Below are 14777 nucleotides of genomic sequence, written 5' to 3'. Positions count from 1 at the left end.
AAGAGCCGGCGGCGCGCGCCATAGCGGGACGAGTTTGTAAAGTAGGGGCAAATTGATTCGCCTGGCAGACCTCGGGGCCAGTGTCTAGGAGGCCCTGTTGCGCCGTCTGATCCCCCTCGCGCTCCTCGCCGCTCTCGTGGCGCCGCCCGTGGCCGTGGGGCTGCCCACGACCCCTGTGCTCGCGCAGGCGGGCCCATGCCGTCCCGCCGACCGGGTGAACCTGCGCGGGGTGGACTTCACCAAGGGCCGCCCGCTCCCCTCCTCGCTGCGCTGCGCCGACCTCACGGGCGCGAAGCTCAACAGCGTCGACCTCACCCAGAAGGACATGACAGGGGCGATCCTGCGCAAGGCGTCCTTACGGCAGGCCAACTTCACCCAGGTCACCGCGAAGTACGCCGACTTCAGGGAGGCGAACCTGAGCGAGGCCGACCTGGGGCAGATGCACGCCGACTACGCCGACCTGCGCGGCGCGATCCTCGTGGACGCGGACGCCGGCCAAGTGCAGTTCCCGAGGGCGAATCTCAGCGGCGCGCGGCTCACCAGGGCCGTCCTCATCCAGTCGAACCTCACGCTGGCCAAGCTCGTCGGCGCGGATCTCGACGACGCCAGGATGGGTCAGGCCAACGCCCGCAGGGCGGACTTCACGAGGGCCAAGCTGCACGAGGCCGACATGGGCACGATCCAGGCGCCCAACGCCGTCTTCCGCGACGCCGACCTGCGTGAGGCGCGGCTGAGCTCAGCGGAGCTCGACGGGGCCGACCTGCACGGGGCCAAGGTCCAGGACGCGGACTTCACCTTCGCCGACGACCTCGACCTGACGGGCGCGATCGGCACGCCGAAGACCGTGCCCGACGGCGTGAAGGGCCTCTCCACGGCCGCCCCTTCGCCGAGCGCCGGCGAGGACCGCGTGGTCAGCCTGGAGATCGGCTCGCAGCCGCCCGCGACGGGCCGCGGCGTCTCCGTCGGGCTCGTGCTGGTGGTCGTCGGCTCGCTCGGCCTGGTCGTCACCCTCACCCTGTGGGCGAGCGCGGCTCGCAGGCCACGCGTCCACCGCGCCTGACGGCCGCGGAGCGCGTCGTCAGATCCCGATGGCGGCGGTCGGCTGCATCAGCCTGCGCGCCGCCTCGGTGATCGACCCGGACAGCGAGGGGTAGACCGCGAAGGTGTGGGCGAGCTGGTCGACGGTGAGCCGCTGCTGCACGGCGACCGACACCGCGAGGATCAGTTCGGAGGCCCTGGGCGCCACCACGACGCCGCCCAGCACGATGCCGGTGTGCGGGCGGCAGAAGAGCTTGACGAAGCCGTCGTTGAAGCCCTGCATCTTCGCCCTGGCGTTGGTCGAGAGCGGCAGCTTGACCACGTTGGCCTCGATCTCGCCCGCCTCGATCTGCTTCTGCGACACGCCGACGGAGGCGATCTCGGGGTCGGTGAAGATGTTGGAGGCGACGGTCGCCAGCCGCAGCGGTTGCACGGCCTCGCCGAGCGCGTGCCAGACCGCGATGCGACCCTGCATGGCCGCCACGGAGGCCAGCATGAGCACGCCTGTGCAGTCGCCTGCGGCGTAGACACCGGGAGCGGAGGTGCGCGACACCTTGTCGACCTGGACGAATCCGCCCTTGTCGAGCGTCACCCCCGCCTCCTCGAGGCCGAGGCCCGAGGTGTTGGGGACCATGCCGACCGTCATCAGCGCGTGGGAGCCCTCGGCGGTACGGCCGTCCTCCAGCGTGACCACGACCCCGTCGGCCGTGCGCTTGACGGAGGAGGCGCGGGAACGGCCCATGACGTTCATGCCGCGCCGCCGGTAGACCTCTTCGAGCACCTCGGCGGCGTCGGCGTCCTCGTTGGGCATCATGCGGTCGCGCGAGGAGACCAGCGTGACCTCGGAGCCGAGCGAGCGGTAGGCGCCGGCGAACTCGGCCCCCGTGACACCGGAGCCGACGACGATGAGGTGCTCGGGCAGTTCGTCGAGGTCGTAGAGCTGCCGCCAGGTGAGGATGCGCTCCCCGTCGGGCTCGGCGCCCTGCAGGATGCGCGGGGTGGCACCGGTCGCCACGATCACCACGTCGGCCCTGATCGTACGGTCACCCGCCCGCACGACCTGCGGATCGACGAGCCGCCCGCGCGCCTTGATGATCTCGACGCCCTCGGCCGCGACCCGCGCGCCGATGTCGGCGGACTGCGCCTGCGCCAGCTCCTTGACCCGTTTGTTGACCAGCGGCAGGTCGACCTCGGCCACCCCCACGTCGCCGTCGGCCCCGCCGGTGTAGTGGATGCCGAGGGACGGCGCGTCGTGCAACGCCTGCTTGCGGACCGAGGTCGCGATCATGGTCTTGGACGGCACGCAGTCGGTCAGCACGCAGGCGCCGCCGGGGCCGTCCTCCTCGACCATCGTGACCTGCGCGCCGAGTTGCGCGGCCACCAGGGCCGCTTCGTAGCCGCCTGGGCCGCCACCGATGATCACGATCCTTGTCACGTGTCCCATTGTCCCGCATATCGCGACGCGCCGACGAACGGGGCTACCCTTGGTGGCTGTGCCTGTCTACGCCGCCTATGGCTCCAACATGGACTCGAAGCAGATGGCCATGCGCGCCCCTCACTCGCCGATGCGCGCCGTCGGCTGGTTGCAGGGCTGGCGCCTGACGTTCGGCGGGGAGGACATGGGCTGGGAGGGCGCGCTCTCCACGATCGTCGAGGACCCTGACGAGCAGGTCTTCGTCGTGCTCTACGACGTCCCCGAGTGGGACGAGAACTCCCTCGACCAATGGGAGGGCGCCACCCGCGGCCTCTACCACAAGGTGCGGCTGCGCGTGCAGACGCTCGACGGCGAGGTCGTCGCCTGGTTCTACGTGCTCGACAGCTACGAGGGCGGCCTGCCCTCCGCGCGCTACCTCGGCATCCTGGCCGACGCGGCGGAGCGGGCAGGCGCCCCCGACGACTACGTGAAGGCGCTGCGCGGCAGGCCCTGCACGTCCCTGGGCGGCTAGGACAGCGGCTGGTCCTTGGTCTCCTTCAGCGCGAAGACGTAGACCAGGGTGGAGACCAGCGCCAGCGCCGACATGTACCAGGGGAAGAGCCCCGAGTTTCCGTTGTCCTTCAGCCAGGTGCCGATCAGCGGCGCCGTGCCGCCGAAGATGGCGACGGTCAGCGAGTAGGGGAAGCCCGCGCCCGAGGCCCGCACGCGGGTCGGGAACAGCTCGGAGTTCACCGCTGCCGAGATCGAGGTGAAGCAGCCGAGGAACACCATGCCGACGAGCTGGATGGTCAGCAGGCTGGCGAAGGAGTTCGACAGCGCGCCGAGCAGAGGCACCGGCAGCAGCGTGAAGGCCAGGCCGAAGGCGATGAGCAGCGGCCTGCGGCCGACCTTGTCCGACAGCATGCCGAGCAGCGGCTGCAGCACCATGAAGAAGAGCAGCGAGATCGTGCCGACCTGCAGCGACATGGCCTTGTCGAAGCCGACGTTCTGCTGCGCGTAGGTGGGCAGGAAGGTCGTCCACGTGTAGTAGGCGACGGTTCCCGCCACGGTGATGCCGACGATCAGGGCGGCCTTGGTCGGGTAGCGGGTCAGGAACTCGAAGAGCTTGGGCCGTTCGGACCTGCCCTCCTGGATCTCCTGCGCCACAGCGGAGGTCTCGTCGGCGCCCTTGCGGATCCACAGGCCGACCAGGCTGATCACCGCGCCGATGACGAACGGGATGCGCCAGCCATAGCTGTCCATGTCCTCCTTGACCAGCACGGTCGCCAGCAGGGCGGCCAGGCCCGAAGCGAGGAGCTGGCCGATGGTCGTGCTGACGTACTGGAAGCTCGAGAACAGGCCCCTGCGTCCTGGAGGGGCGGACTCCACCAGGAAGGTGGTCGCGGCGGCGAACTCACCGCCGACCGACAGGCCCTGGATGAGCCTGGCGAGGGTCAGGACGATCGGCGCGAGCACGCCCGCGGCCGCGTAGGTCGGGGTGACGGCCAGCAGGAGCGAGCCGCCGCCCATGAGCACGATCGTGAACGTCATGGCGGCCTTGCGGCCGAACCGGTCGGCGAAGGAGCCGACCAGCAGGCCGCCGAGCGGTCGCATGAAGAAGCCCACGGCGAAGATCGCGAACGCGCTCAGCACCGGGACGAGGGGGTTGTCGTTCTTGGGGAAGACCTGCTCGGAGAAGTAGACGGCCAGGAAGCTGTAGGCGTACCAGTCGTACCACTCGACCACGTTGCCGACGTTGGCCGCCAGGAGCTGGCGGCCGCGGCTTCGGGGGATGCCGAGTGGCGAATGCTCAAGGGAGGGGGTTGCCACCGGGGCTCCTTTGCTTCGCATGCGGGGATGGCTTACTGTGCATCCGGACGACCGAAACAGTCAAATATCTCGCTGCATATTTACAAACCCGACATGGAGACAGCCCGCGGTGGACGTTCTCGACCGGCGCCTGGTCGCCGCTCTGCAGGTGAGCCCTCGCGCGTCATGGGGCGAGATCGGCAGGGCCGTCGGCGAGCACGAGCGCACGGTCGCCCGGAGGCTCCAGCGGCTGATCTCCGACGGCGCCGTCCAGGTCACCGCCATCTACGACGACCTGCGCTCGGGCCACGGCCGTCCCGTCCACCTGCACGTCCAGGTACGGCCGGGCACCGCCGCCGCGGTGGCCGACGCGCTGGCCGTCAGGGCCGACACCCGCTCGGTCTACTCCGTGACGGGCGCCGCCGACATCGGCGCCGAGCTGGTCGCCCCCACCAGAGCCGCGCTCCACGAGATCCTCAACGTCGAGGTGCACGGCATCGACGGCGTCGCGGGCACCCAGACCCAGGTCGTTCTGCACACCTTCCGCACGGTGGCCGAGTGGCACGCGCCGTACCTCACCGACGAGGAGGTCGGGCTCCTGCGCCCCGCGGCGACGCCCGTGGAGCTGCCCGACCACGACGGCCTGTCCCCGCTGGAGAGCGAGGTGGCCGAGCTCCTGGTCGCCGACGGAAGGATCGGGTTCACCGCGATCGCCGACCAGCTGGGCATCTCGGTGCCGACCGCCAGGCGCAGGGTGGCCTCGCTGCTGGAGCGACGGCTGCTCATGCTGCGCGCGGAGGTGGAGCCCTCGCTGCTCGGCCTGGACGTCGAGGCGCAGCTGTGGCTGCGCGTCCGCCCGCACGGCCTCGACCAGGTCGGTGAGAGACTCACCAAGGATCCCGGGGTGCGCTACTGCGCGGCCACCTCGGGCACCTACACCATGCTCGTCCAGGTGGCGGTCGCTCACGAGGCCGACCTCTACCGGTTCCTGACAGAGGTCGTCGGCCCGCTCGACGACGTCACCGACGTCAACGTCACCCTCATCACCCGTGCCTACAAGCGTGGATTCCTCCGAAAGAGCCTGGAGTACTCATGACCCCCGCCGAACTGGAAGTCGCCGAGCTGACCGCCGAGCTGATCCGCGTGGACAGCAGCAACTACGGCGACGAGAGCGGCCCGGGCGAGCGCGCCGCCGCCGAGGTCGTCATGGCGCGCCTGGCCGAGGTCGGCATCGAGGCGCACTACAGCGAGAGCGCTCCCGGCAGGGGCAACGTGGTGACCAGGATCGAGGGCACCGACCCCTCGCTCCCTGCCCTACTGGTCCACGGCCACCTGGACGTGGTGCCCGCCAACGCCGCCGACTGGAGCGTCGACCCGTTCGCCGGAGAGATCCGCGACGGCTACATCTGGGGCCGGGGCGCGGTCGACATGAAGGACATGGACGCGATGATGCTCGCCGTCCTGCGCCAGATGGTCCGCGAGGGCAGGCGGCCGAGGCGCGACATCGTCTTCGCGTGGGTGGCCGACGAGGAGGCGGGCGGCGTCTACGGCGCCAAGTACCTCACCGCCAACCACCGCGACCTGTTCGACGGCGTCACCGAGTCGATCAGCGAGGTGGGCGGCTACTCGCTGGAGGTGGACCCGTCGCTGCGCCTCTACCTCATCGAGACGGCGCAGAAGGGCCTGTCCTGGATGAGGCTGATCGCCGACGGTACGGCAGGCCACGGCTCGATGCTCAACGACAGCAACGCGGTGACCGAGGTGGCCAAGGCGGTGGCGCGGCTCGGCGGCCACCAGTGGCCGATCACGCTCACCCCGACCGTGCGGCGCTTCCTGACGGAGGTGTCCGAGGCGTTCGGCCTGCCGTTCGACCCCGAGAACCCGGGACCCGTGCTGGAGAAGCTGGGCCCGCTGGTCCGTTTCGTCGGCGCGACGCTGCACCACACGACCAACCCGACGATGCTCGAGGCCGGGTACAAGGCCAACGTCATCCCCGGCCAGGCGAGCGCGGTCGTGGACGGCCGGTTCCTGCCCGGCTACGAGGAGGACTTCTTCAAGACCGTCGACGAGCTGCTGGGGCCGAACGTGCGGCGCGAGTTCGTGCAGCACGACATCGCGCTGGAGACGACGTTCGACGGGGCTCTGGTCGAGTCGATGATCGCGGCTCTGAAGGCGGAGGACCCGACGGCGCGCGCGGTGCCGTACTGCATGTCGGGCGGCACCGACAACAAGACGTTCTTCGCTGACCTCGGTGTGCGAGGGTTCGGATTCGTTCCGCTGCGTTTGCCCAAGGACATGGACTTCGCGGGGATGTTCCACGGTGTGGATGAGCGTGTCCCGGTTGAGTCGCTGCAGTTCGGAGTGCGGGTGCTTGACCGGCTCCTCCTAAACTACTGAGATGACCTATGTTCACGCCCAGGAGGCCGCTGCCGCCCTGAGGAAGGCCACCGGGCTCGACGTCTTCGACGTGGCGCTCGTGATGGGATCGGGCTGGGTGCCCGCCGCGGACGCGATCGGCGAGACGCTCGTCGAACTACCTGTGACCGATCTGCCGGGCTTCAACCCGCCCGCGGTCGCCGGTCACGCGGGGAGGATCCGCGTGGTGCGCACCCCTTCGGGGCGCCACGCGCTGATCTTCCTCGGCCGCACCCACCTGTACGAGGGCCTCGGCGTCGAGCCGGTCGTCCACGGCGTGCGGACGGCGATCGCGGCGGGCGTGCGCACGGTGGTGCTGACCAACGCGGCCGGCGGTCTGCGCCCCGAGACGCAGGCCGTCGGCGAGCCCGTCCTGATCAGCGACCACATCAACCTGACCGGCGCCAACCCGCTGACCGGCGCCACCTTCATCGACCTGACCGAGGTCTACTCCAAGCGGCTGCGCGCCCTGGCACGCGAGGTCGACTCCTCGCTGGCCGAGGGCGTCTACGTCGCCTTCCGCGGGCCGACCTACGAGACGCCCGCCGAGATCAGGATGCTGCGCACGCTCGGCGGCGACATGGTGGGCATGTCCACGGTCCTGGAGGCGATCGCCGCCCGTGAGGGCGGTGCGGAGGTGCTCGGCATCTCGCTGGTCACCAATCCGGGCGCGGGCCTGGTCGGCGACCCGCTCAACCACGAGGAGGTCCTCGAGGTCGGCCGGGCCACCGCGACGCGGATGGGCGCGCTGCTGGCCAAAGTGGTCGACAAGCTGTGAGCGCGCGGGAAGCGGCGCTGGCATGGCTGGCCCAGGATCCCGATCCTGACACCAGAGCGGAGCTGGAGGGCCTCCTCGACGACCCCGAGGCGCTCGCCGACCGCTTCGGAGCCAAGCTGGAGTTCGGTACGGCCGGCCTGCGCGGCGAGCTCGGCGCGGGCCCGAACCGGATGAACCGCGTCACCGTGATGCGCGCCGCCGCCGGCCTGGCCGCCGTTCTCGGCCCCGGCAAGCACGTGGTCATTGGCTACGACGCCCGTCACAAGTCCGACGTGTTCGCCAGGGACACCGCGGCCGTGCTGGCGGGCGCGGGCCTGCGGGCCTCGCTGCTGCCCGAGCCGCTGCCCACGCCCGTCCTGGCCTTCGCCGTACGGCATCTCGGCGCGGACGCGGGCGTCACGGTCACGGCGAGCCACAACCCGCCCCGCGACAACGGCTACAAGGTCTACTGGGGCGACGGCTCGCAGATCGTGCCGCCGGTGGACGGCTGGATCTCGGCCGCGATCGACGCGGTGGGGCCCGTCGACGCCCTGCCGCTGGGCGAGGGCGACGTGCTCGACGGCGCCATCGTCGAGGCCTACCTGGCCGCCGTCACCGAGCTGCCCCTGGGGCAGGCCCGTGACCTGCGCGTCGCCTACACCCCGTTGCACGGCGTCGGCCACGGCACGCTCGTCAGCGCCTTCCGCGGAGCGGGCTTCGAGGAGCCCGCGACGGTCGAGGAACAGCGCCGGCCCGATCCCGACTTCCCCACGGTGGCCTTCCCCAACCCGGAGGAGCCGGGCGCGATGGATCTCGCGCTGGCGCTCGCCACGAAGGTCGGAGCGGACCTGGTGCTGGCCAACGACCCCGACGCCGACCGGTGCGCGGTAGGCGTGCCGCTGGGCGGCGGCGCGTACAGGATGCTGACGGGCGACGAGGTGGGCGCGCTGCTCGGCGAGCACGTGATCACTCACACGCGCGGCGACCGGCTGGTGGCCACCACGATCGTGTCCTCGACGCTGCTCGGCAAGATCGCTCAGGCGCGTGGTGTGCGCTACACGGAGACGCTCACCGGATTCAAGTGGATCATGCGGGCGGGCGAGGGCCTGGTCTACGGCTACGAGGAGGCGCTCGGCTACAGCGTCGGCGGCGAGCACGGGCTGCCCGTCCACGACAAGGACGGGATCGGCGCCGCGCTCACCGTCGCCGGCATCGCCGCCGAGGCGAAGGCCGCAGGGCGCACGCTCCTCGACCTGCTCGACGAGCAGGCCAGGCGGTACGGCCTGCACGCCACCTCGCAGCTGTCCTTCCGCGTCGCGGACCTGTCGCTCATCGCCGACGCCATGGCGAGGCTGCGGGCGAGGCCGCCAGAGTCGTTGGGCGGCATGGCCGTGGAGTCCTGGGACGACCTGTCGGAAGGCGCGGGCGGGCTGCCGCCGACCGACGGCCTGCGCTACCGCCTGGCCGGCGGCGCGCGTGTCGTCGTGCGTCCCTCGGGAACCGAGCCGAAGCTCAAGTGCTACCTGGAGGTCGTGATCCCCGTGACCGGCGAGGTCGCCGAGGCCCGCGCCACCGCGGGCGAGGACCTCGACGCGCTCAAGGCGGACCTGCGCTCGGTCCTGGGGTTGTGACCGGTCAGACCTTGGCGATCTCCATCTGGAGCTCGTGCACCCACTCGTCCAGGTCGGGCGGGCAGTGCAGGGAGACCTCGCGGGCCAGGCCGAGCGCCTGGTAGCCGTTCTCCTCGATCCAGTGGGCGAGCGTCTGGAACGTGGGACCGACGTTCTCCATCGGCCCCCGGTGGATGATGGTGGCCGCCGTCTCGATGCCGGGCAGGTCCACGACCTCGAAGTCGTGGCCCTCGCCCGAGTCGAGATTGACGGGGAACGTCGCGTGCACCATCACGGAGCCGTCGTCCTCCGGCAGGTAGTAGGCGATGCCCGGACCCTGCATGGGCACGCCCGCCGCCTCCAGCCGCTCGCACATCTGGCGGTAGAGCGGCTGGATGACGGGGCCGATGTCCTCTGTCTCGTAGCTGACAGCCCTGGCGCTGAGCTGGGCCACCCTGACCGGCGCGACCTTCTTGATCACGACGTCGTCGGCGCTCATGAAGCCTTCCCTCTCGATCGTCCGGAGCCTCGCCTCCACTCCGCGCAGCCTGGCCACGTCGGCGCTGATCTGCGCCGCCAGTTGGGCGCGGCGCAGCCGTACCATGCCGTGCAGCTCTTCGGCGCTGACCTTCTCGTCGAGGATCGAGCCCACCTGTTCCAGGGTGAAGCCGAGATCCTTGAGCGCGACGACGCGGTTGAGCCGTGCCAGCTGCCCCGCCTGGTAGGAGCGGTAGCCGGTGGCAGGGTCGACGTGGGCGGGGCGTAGCAGGCCGATGGCGTCGTAGTGGCGCAACATGCGCACCGACACGAGGCCGAGCCTGGCGAAGTCTCCGATGCTGAACATGACTCCTCCAGGTCTAGGACCTGACACGGTGTCAGGGTCAACCGACGCCCTCCGCGCGGGAGGTCAGAGCAGGACGGCGAGCACGACCAGGGCGACGGCGACCACGCCGGCCGCGAGCGCGTCGGGCGCCCAGACGGCCCTGACCTGGCCCGCGGGCTCGTCGCGGCGCTTGGCGGTCTCGACGCGTTCGGTGATCTGCTCGGCCACCCAGTCGGCGTGCGTCTTGCCCGCCATGGCCTCCTGGGCGGCCCGCTCCCCCTTGGACAGGACGGGTTCGGTCCTGTAGCGCCCGCGCTGCTCGCGCGGGGCACCGCGACGGCTGGCTTTGGCCCGCTCCCTCGCCGAGGCCTGCGGTGTCCACGCCCGCAGCACCTTGTCGCCGTACGTGACGTTGATGGTGTGGGAGACCTGGACGTCGTCGATGGCCGACCACGGCAGGAACGTCGTGCGCAGCGGGTTGCGCACCCGCAGCCCGTCCTCCGCGACGACGGTGGCGGGCCGCAGTGCCGTGACGTAGACGAGCGCGGTCAGCACGCCGAGGACGGCCCCCGCCACCAGCGACGACTTGCCGCTGTAGCGGATCGTCAGGTCGAAGGCGTTGAACGCCACGAACGCCACCCAGATCCAGCCGAGGACGAAGGCGGTCGCCGAGCGGTAGGTCTGCTTCATGCCTGCCACTTGAGCTGCGCGAATCCGGGTTTGATGACGCCGTTGATGAGCGAGAGCCGCTCGTCGAACGGGATGAACGCCGACTTCATGGCGTTGACCGTGAACCACTGCAGGTCGTCCCAGTCGTAGTCGAAGGCCTCGACCAGTTTGGCGAACTCCTGCGAGACGGAGGTCGAGCTCATCAGCCTGTTGTCGGTGTTGACGGTCACCCTGAAGTGGAGGCGGCGCAGCAGCCCGATGGGGTGCTCGGCGATCGAGGCGGCGGCCCCCGTCTGCAGGTTGGAGGTCGGGCACATCTCCAGCGGGATGCGCTTGTCACGCACGTAGGCGGCCAGGCGGCCGAGCTTGGCCGTGCCGTCCTCGGCGACCGAGATGTCGTCGATGATCCGCACGCCGTGGCCGAGCCGGTCGGCGCCGCACCACTGGATGGCCTGCCAGATCGACGGCAGGCCGAAGGCCTCGCCGGCGTGGATGGTGAAGTGCGCGTTCTCCCGCTGCAGGTACTCGAACGCGTCGAGGTGCCTGGTGGGCGGATACCCGGCCTCGGCGCCCGCGATGTCGAAGCCGACCACGCCGACGTCGCGATAGCGGACGGCGAGCTCGGCGATCTCCATGGAGCGCGCCTGGTGCCGCATCGCGGTCAGCAGCGTGCCGACCTTGATGCCGGGGACCCGGCCGAAGCCTTCGAGCACGGCCTCGACGACCTGGTCGAGGCTGAGCCCCGTCGTAGTGTGCTGCTCGGGCGCGTAGCGGATCTCGGCGTAGACGACGCCGTCGGCCGCCAGGTCCTCGGCGCACTCGGCGGCCACCCTGACCAGGGCCTCGCGGGTCTGCATGACGCCGACCGTGTGGTCGAAGGTCTCCAGGTAGCGCACCAGCGATCCGGAGTCGGAGGCTTCCTCGAACCACTGCCTGAGGTTGTCAGGGTCGGTGGTGGGCAGCCGGTCGTAGCCCGACTCGCGGGCCAGATCGACGATCGTCTCCGCCCGCAGACCACCGTCGAGATGGTCGTGGAGCAGCACCTTGGGCGCCCTGCGGATGTCGTCATGACTGGGTCGCTGGCTCATTTCGTCATCCTATCGCCACCGATCCCGCATTTGACGAACACCCTTCCACATGTAAGGCTTTTATTACAGGTGAAAGGAGGAGCCGCTGACCAGCGAAGAGCTGCTCGCGGTGCTGGCGGCCGTCGGCCACCCGCTGCGACTGAGGATCGTGGCCGAGTTGGCCGGGGGCCGAGTGCACGTCAGTGAGCTGGCCAGGCGCCTCGGCATCTCGCGCCCGCTGCTCTACATGCACCTCGAACGCATGGAGAAGGCCGGCCTGGTCGCGGGCGACCTGGAGCTGTCGCCCGACGGAAAGGCGATGAAGCTCTACGCGCTGCTCCCCTTCGACATCCACCTGACGGCGGGGACGATCCTCGACGTGCTGCAATCCGATGAGCAGGGAGGACCGACCGCTTGAAGGACATCATCATCCCCGGCATGGTCATGGTGACCCTCGGCGTGGTCGCCCTGGGCTGCATGGAGTTCTACTTCAGGCTCGTACGGCAGCGCGCCGAGACCGCCGCCGAAGAGCGCTACCGCGAACTGGCCGACCAGACCAACGCCAGGCTGACGGAGCTGACCTCCCGGGTCGCCGCGGTGGAACAGCTTCTGCGCAGCGTCGACTGACGCGCAGCACACACCGTCGACTGACGGGCATCACCAACCCGGGGCGGCGAGCGGCAACTCGCCGCCCCGGTTCAGGAAGTCGCGCGACCCACGCCGCAACGGCGTGTCTTCAACGCGCACGAACCTCCAAGGAAAGGAGAGCAGCTCATGCTGCTCGAACGCAAACCGCCGACCGTGAGGGCGGCGATGTGGAGCGCCACGCATCCGTGGCGGGCGATCGGCTGCTGGCTACTGTTCGTGGCACTCTGCCTGGCCGTGGGTTCGGCCGTCGGCACGAGGAACGCCACGAGCGCCGACTACCGCGTCGGCGAGGCGGGTCGCGCGGAGGCGATCGCCGAGGCAGGCGAGCTGCGGAACAGACCCGTCGAGCGGGTGATGATCTCTGGCCCCGCCGAGGAGTCGGACACGGCGGCCCGCGAGCTCACCGCCAGGATGAAGGCGCTGCCCGAGGTCCACGGCGTCGCCTCCCCCGTGAGGTCGGCCGACGGCTCCGCACTCCTGGTGTCGGTCACCATGAAGGGCGCCGAGCTGGACGGCAAGGCCAAGGTCGCCGCCCTCACCGCCCAGACGGACGCGGTCCAGCGGGCCCATCCCGCGCTACGCGTGGAGCAGACCGGCACGGCCTCCATCGGCAAGGGCGTGGACCGGCAGCGCGGCCAGGACCTGGCGCTGTCGGAGGCGATCACCTTCCCCGTGACCCTGGTCACGCTGCTGGTGGTGTTCGGCTCGGTGATCATGGCGGGCGTGCCGCTCCTGCTGGCGCTCTCGTCGATCGCCGCCGCCGTCGGCCTGTCGATGCTGGCCTCGCACCTCTCGCCGGACGCGGGCGTGGGCACCAACGTCATCCTGCTGATCGGCATGGCCGTCGGCGTCGACTACACGCTCTTCTACCTCAAACGCGAGCGCGAGGAGCGGGCGAGGGCCGGCGGCAGGCTCAGCCCCGAGGCGCTGGTCGAGCTGGCCGCCGCCACCTCGGGAAGGATGATCGTCGTCTCCGGCCTGGCGGTGATCGTCTCCACCGCGACCCTCTACCTCGCCACCGACGTGGTCTTCTCCTCGCTGGCCACCGGCACGATCGTGGTCGTCCTCGCCTCCGTGATCAGCTCTCTGACCGCGCTGCCCGCCTTGCTGGTGCTCATCGGACGGCGAACCAGCGCGCGGCCGAAGCAGGCGCGTGCGGGCCGGTTGTGGGACGCCCTGCTCACGCCCGCCGCCAGGCGCCCATGGATCACGCTGGCCGCCTCCGTACTGGTCATGGTCGTGCTGTCCCTGCCGCTGCTCGGGATGGAGCAGCGGGTGCTCAACAAGGACAGCCACTCGCGCGAGATCCCGGCCCTGCAGTCCTACGACAGGCTGACGGCGGCCTTCCCCGAGCTGCGCATCCGCCACCAGGTCGTGGCCAGGGCGACATCCGGCCGGCGCGCGGAGATGACGGCCGCCCTGCGCGAGCTCGTACGGCGGACGCGGCACGACCCCCTGTACACCGGCGACCCCGCGCTCCGCCTGTCGGCGGACGAAACGGTCGCGGTGCTCGACGTGGCCTCGCCGTACCGGCTCAGCTCGGCGGAGGCGGGACGCTCGCTCGACCGCCTGAGGACCGTCCACCTGCCCGCGACTCTCGGCGCCGTCGAGGGCGTCGAGGCGTACGTGTCGGGGGACGTCGCCCGCGACGCCGACTACCTCGCCCACCAGAACGCCAAGCTGCCGCTGGTCGGCGGTGCGCTGCTGCTGGTGACGTTCGCGATGACGGTGGCGGTGTTCCGCTCGGTGGTCATCGGGGCGGTCGGGGTCGTGCTCAACGTCCTGTCGGCGACCGCCGCCATGGGCGTGCTCACGCTGGTCTTCCACACGGTCGGCTCGCGGGTGCCGCTGTTCCTGCTGGTCATCCTGTTCGGGCTGTCGATGGACTACCAGGTGTTCGTCGTCAGCAGGATCAAGGAGGCGGTCGAGCGGGGCCTGGGGCACAGGACCGCGGTGATCGACGGGGTCGCCCGCTCGGCGAGCGTCGTGACGAGCGCGGCGGTGGTGATGGTGACGGTGTTCGCCAGCTTCGTCTTCCTTCACCTGGCCGAGATGAGGCAGATCGGTCTCGGCCTGGCCGTCGCCGTCCTGCTGGACGCGGTCGTGGTGCGGGTGCTGATCCTGCCCGCGGCGCTGGTGCTGCTGGGCAGGAGGAGCTGGTGGCCGGGGTCCTACTCGTCGCGGTTGGCCGTGTCGGGCGAGAACGCGGGCAGGCAGACCGCGACGTACTCGGCCCCGTCGGGACCCACGCTGTAGCGGATCTTCTCGCCGGGCTCGGACACGAACGACTGGCCCGCCGACACCTCGGTGACGCCCTCGGCGTGCTCGATCACGACGGTCCCTCGCAGCACGACCGTGTACTCGGTGAACTCCGGTGTCTGCGCGGGCTCCTCCCATCCCGGCGGCGCCGTCATGTGCGCGATGGAGACGGCCTCATCGCCGCTGTTGACGCGGCCGATGTGCTCGTCGATGACCTTGCCGCCCGGAACGGGGATACGGGTCGCCCCTTCGATCTTTCTCACCACGT

Annotated in this window: 15 protein-coding genes; 9 read left to right on the top strand and 6 right to left on the bottom strand. The window is 70.5% G+C overall.

The window, feature by feature from the left end:
* The first annotated feature begins 97 nt into the window (after nt 1–97).
* A complete protein-coding gene (locus AC3EO4_RS04775) occupies nt 98–1060 on the top strand; it encodes a pentapeptide repeat-containing protein (protein WP_431893964.1) in 963 nt (320 codons plus the stop codon).
* Between the two features lie 18 nt (nt 1061–1078).
* Here AC3EO4_RS04775 and AC3EO4_RS04770 read toward each other — a convergent pair whose 3' ends face one another.
* Nucleotides 1079–2473, bottom strand: coding sequence for an NAD(P)H-quinone dehydrogenase (locus AC3EO4_RS04770; protein WP_379570975.1), 1395 nt, complete (start codon nt 2471–2473; stop codon nt 1079–1081).
* Nucleotides 2474–2531: 58 nt separating this feature from the next.
* Here AC3EO4_RS04770 and AC3EO4_RS04765 point away from each other — a divergent pair, with 58 nt between their 5' ends.
* Complete coding sequence (locus AC3EO4_RS04765) at nt 2532–2984, top strand: gamma-glutamylcyclotransferase family protein (protein ID WP_379570973.1); 453 nt, start codon at nt 2532–2534, stop codon at nt 2982–2984.
* On the opposite strand, the gene AC3EO4_RS04760 is transcribed toward AC3EO4_RS04765, so the two are convergent.
* Entirely contained in the window at nt 2981–4282 is a 1302-nt protein-coding gene (locus AC3EO4_RS04760; RefSeq protein WP_431893963.1) for an MFS transporter, read from the bottom strand. The two genes, AC3EO4_RS04765 and AC3EO4_RS04760, sit on opposite strands and share 4 nt — an antisense overlap.
* A 109-nt stretch (nt 4283–4391) precedes the next feature.
* On the opposite strand from AC3EO4_RS04760, the gene AC3EO4_RS04755 reads away from it, so the two are divergent.
* From AC3EO4_RS04755 to AC3EO4_RS04740, 4 genes are read left to right on the top strand one after another with little or no spacing between them, the layout of a single operon-like run.
* A complete protein-coding gene (locus AC3EO4_RS04755) occupies nt 4392–5357 on the top strand; it encodes an Lrp/AsnC family transcriptional regulator (protein WP_379570969.1) in 966 nt (321 codons plus the stop codon).
* Complete coding sequence (locus AC3EO4_RS04750) at nt 5354–6658, top strand: M20/M25/M40 family metallo-hydrolase (protein ID WP_379570967.1); 1305 nt, start codon at nt 5354–5356, stop codon at nt 6656–6658. Before AC3EO4_RS04755 ends, AC3EO4_RS04750 begins: the two co-directional genes overlap by 4 nt.
* A gap of 1 nt (nt 6659) precedes the next feature.
* Nucleotides 6660–7454 (top strand): purine-nucleoside phosphorylase, encoded by a 795-nt coding sequence (locus tag AC3EO4_RS04745; protein ID WP_379570965.1) that lies wholly within the window; start codon nt 6660–6662, stop codon nt 7452–7454.
* Nucleotides 7451–9064, top strand: a complete 1614-nt coding sequence (locus AC3EO4_RS04740; protein WP_431893960.1) for a phospho-sugar mutase — start codon at nt 7451–7453, stop codon at nt 9062–9064. The genes AC3EO4_RS04745 and AC3EO4_RS04740 overlap by 4 nt, the downstream gene beginning before the upstream one ends.
* 4 nt (nt 9065–9068) lie before the next feature.
* Here AC3EO4_RS04740 and AC3EO4_RS04735 read toward each other — a convergent pair whose 3' ends face one another.
* From AC3EO4_RS04735 to AC3EO4_RS04725, 3 genes are all read right to left on the bottom strand, one after another.
* Nucleotides 9069–9887: a MerR family transcriptional regulator gene (locus AC3EO4_RS04735; RefSeq protein WP_379570961.1), complete on the bottom strand. Its 819-nt coding sequence runs from the start codon at nt 9885–9887 to the stop codon at nt 9069–9071.
* Nucleotides 9888–9950: 63 nt separating this feature from the next.
* Nucleotides 9951–10556, bottom strand: a complete 606-nt coding sequence (locus AC3EO4_RS04730; protein ID WP_431893959.1) for a PH domain-containing protein — start codon at nt 10554–10556, stop codon at nt 9951–9953.
* Nucleotides 10553–11623: an adenosine deaminase gene (locus AC3EO4_RS04725; protein ID WP_379570958.1), complete on the bottom strand. Its 1071-nt coding sequence runs from the start codon at nt 11621–11623 to the stop codon at nt 10553–10555. Before AC3EO4_RS04725 ends, AC3EO4_RS04730 begins: the two co-directional genes overlap by 4 nt.
* Before the next feature lie 109 nt (nt 11624–11732).
* Here AC3EO4_RS04725 and AC3EO4_RS04720 point away from each other — a divergent pair, with 109 nt between their 5' ends.
* The 3 genes from AC3EO4_RS04720 to AC3EO4_RS04710 all read left to right on the top strand — a co-directional run bounded on the left by AC3EO4_RS04720 (nt 11733) and on the right by AC3EO4_RS04710 (nt 14506).
* Nucleotides 11733–12020 (top strand): ArsR/SmtB family transcription factor, encoded by a 288-nt coding sequence (locus tag AC3EO4_RS04720; RefSeq protein WP_379570956.1) that lies wholly within the window; start codon nt 11733–11735, stop codon nt 12018–12020.
* Complete coding sequence (locus AC3EO4_RS04715; protein ID WP_379570954.1) at nt 12017–12229, top strand: hypothetical protein; 213 nt, start codon at nt 12017–12019, stop codon at nt 12227–12229. The genes AC3EO4_RS04720 and AC3EO4_RS04715 overlap by 4 nt, the downstream gene beginning before the upstream one ends.
* 147 nt (nt 12230–12376) lie before the next feature.
* Nucleotides 12377–14506, top strand: a complete 2130-nt coding sequence (locus AC3EO4_RS04710) for an MMPL family transporter (RefSeq protein ID WP_431893957.1) — start codon at nt 12377–12379, stop codon at nt 14504–14506.
* Here the strand turns inward: AC3EO4_RS04710 and AC3EO4_RS04705 are convergent.
* Nucleotides 14422–14775, bottom strand: coding sequence for a cupin domain-containing protein (locus tag AC3EO4_RS04705; RefSeq protein ID WP_379570950.1), 354 nt, complete (start codon nt 14773–14775; stop codon nt 14422–14424). The genes AC3EO4_RS04710 and AC3EO4_RS04705 overlap by 85 nt on opposite strands.
* Between the last annotated feature and the right edge of the window lie 2 nt (nt 14776–14777).

This window comes from Nonomuraea sp. bgisy101, assembly GCF_057708945.1.
This window is presented reverse-complemented; position numbering and strand designations above follow the sequence as displayed.

What these genes read in the sequence shown, in the direction of transcription:
- AC3EO4_RS04745 (WP_379570965.1), top strand. Translation starts at nt 6,660, where the DNA reads ATGACCTATGTTCACGCCCAGGAGGCCGCTGCCGCCCTGAGGAAGGCC.
- AC3EO4_RS04710 (WP_431893957.1), top strand. Translation starts at nt 12,377, where the DNA reads ATGCTGCTCGAACGCAAACCGCCGACCGTGAGGGCGGCGATGTGGAGC.
- AC3EO4_RS04725 (WP_379570958.1), bottom strand. Translation starts at nt 11,623, where the DNA reads ATGAGCCAGCGACCCAGTCATGACGACATCCGCAGGGCGCCCAAGGTG.
- AC3EO4_RS04735 (WP_379570961.1), bottom strand. Translation starts at nt 9,887, where the DNA reads ATGTTCAGCATCGGAGACTTCGCCAGGCTCGGCCTCGTGTCGGTGCGC.
- AC3EO4_RS04730 (WP_431893959.1), bottom strand. Translation starts at nt 10,556, where the DNA reads ATGAAGCAGACCTACCGCTCGGCGACCGCCTTCGTCCTCGGCTGGATC.
- AC3EO4_RS04750 (WP_379570967.1), top strand. Translation starts at nt 5,354, where the DNA reads ATGACCCCCGCCGAACTGGAAGTCGCCGAGCTGACCGCCGAGCTGATC.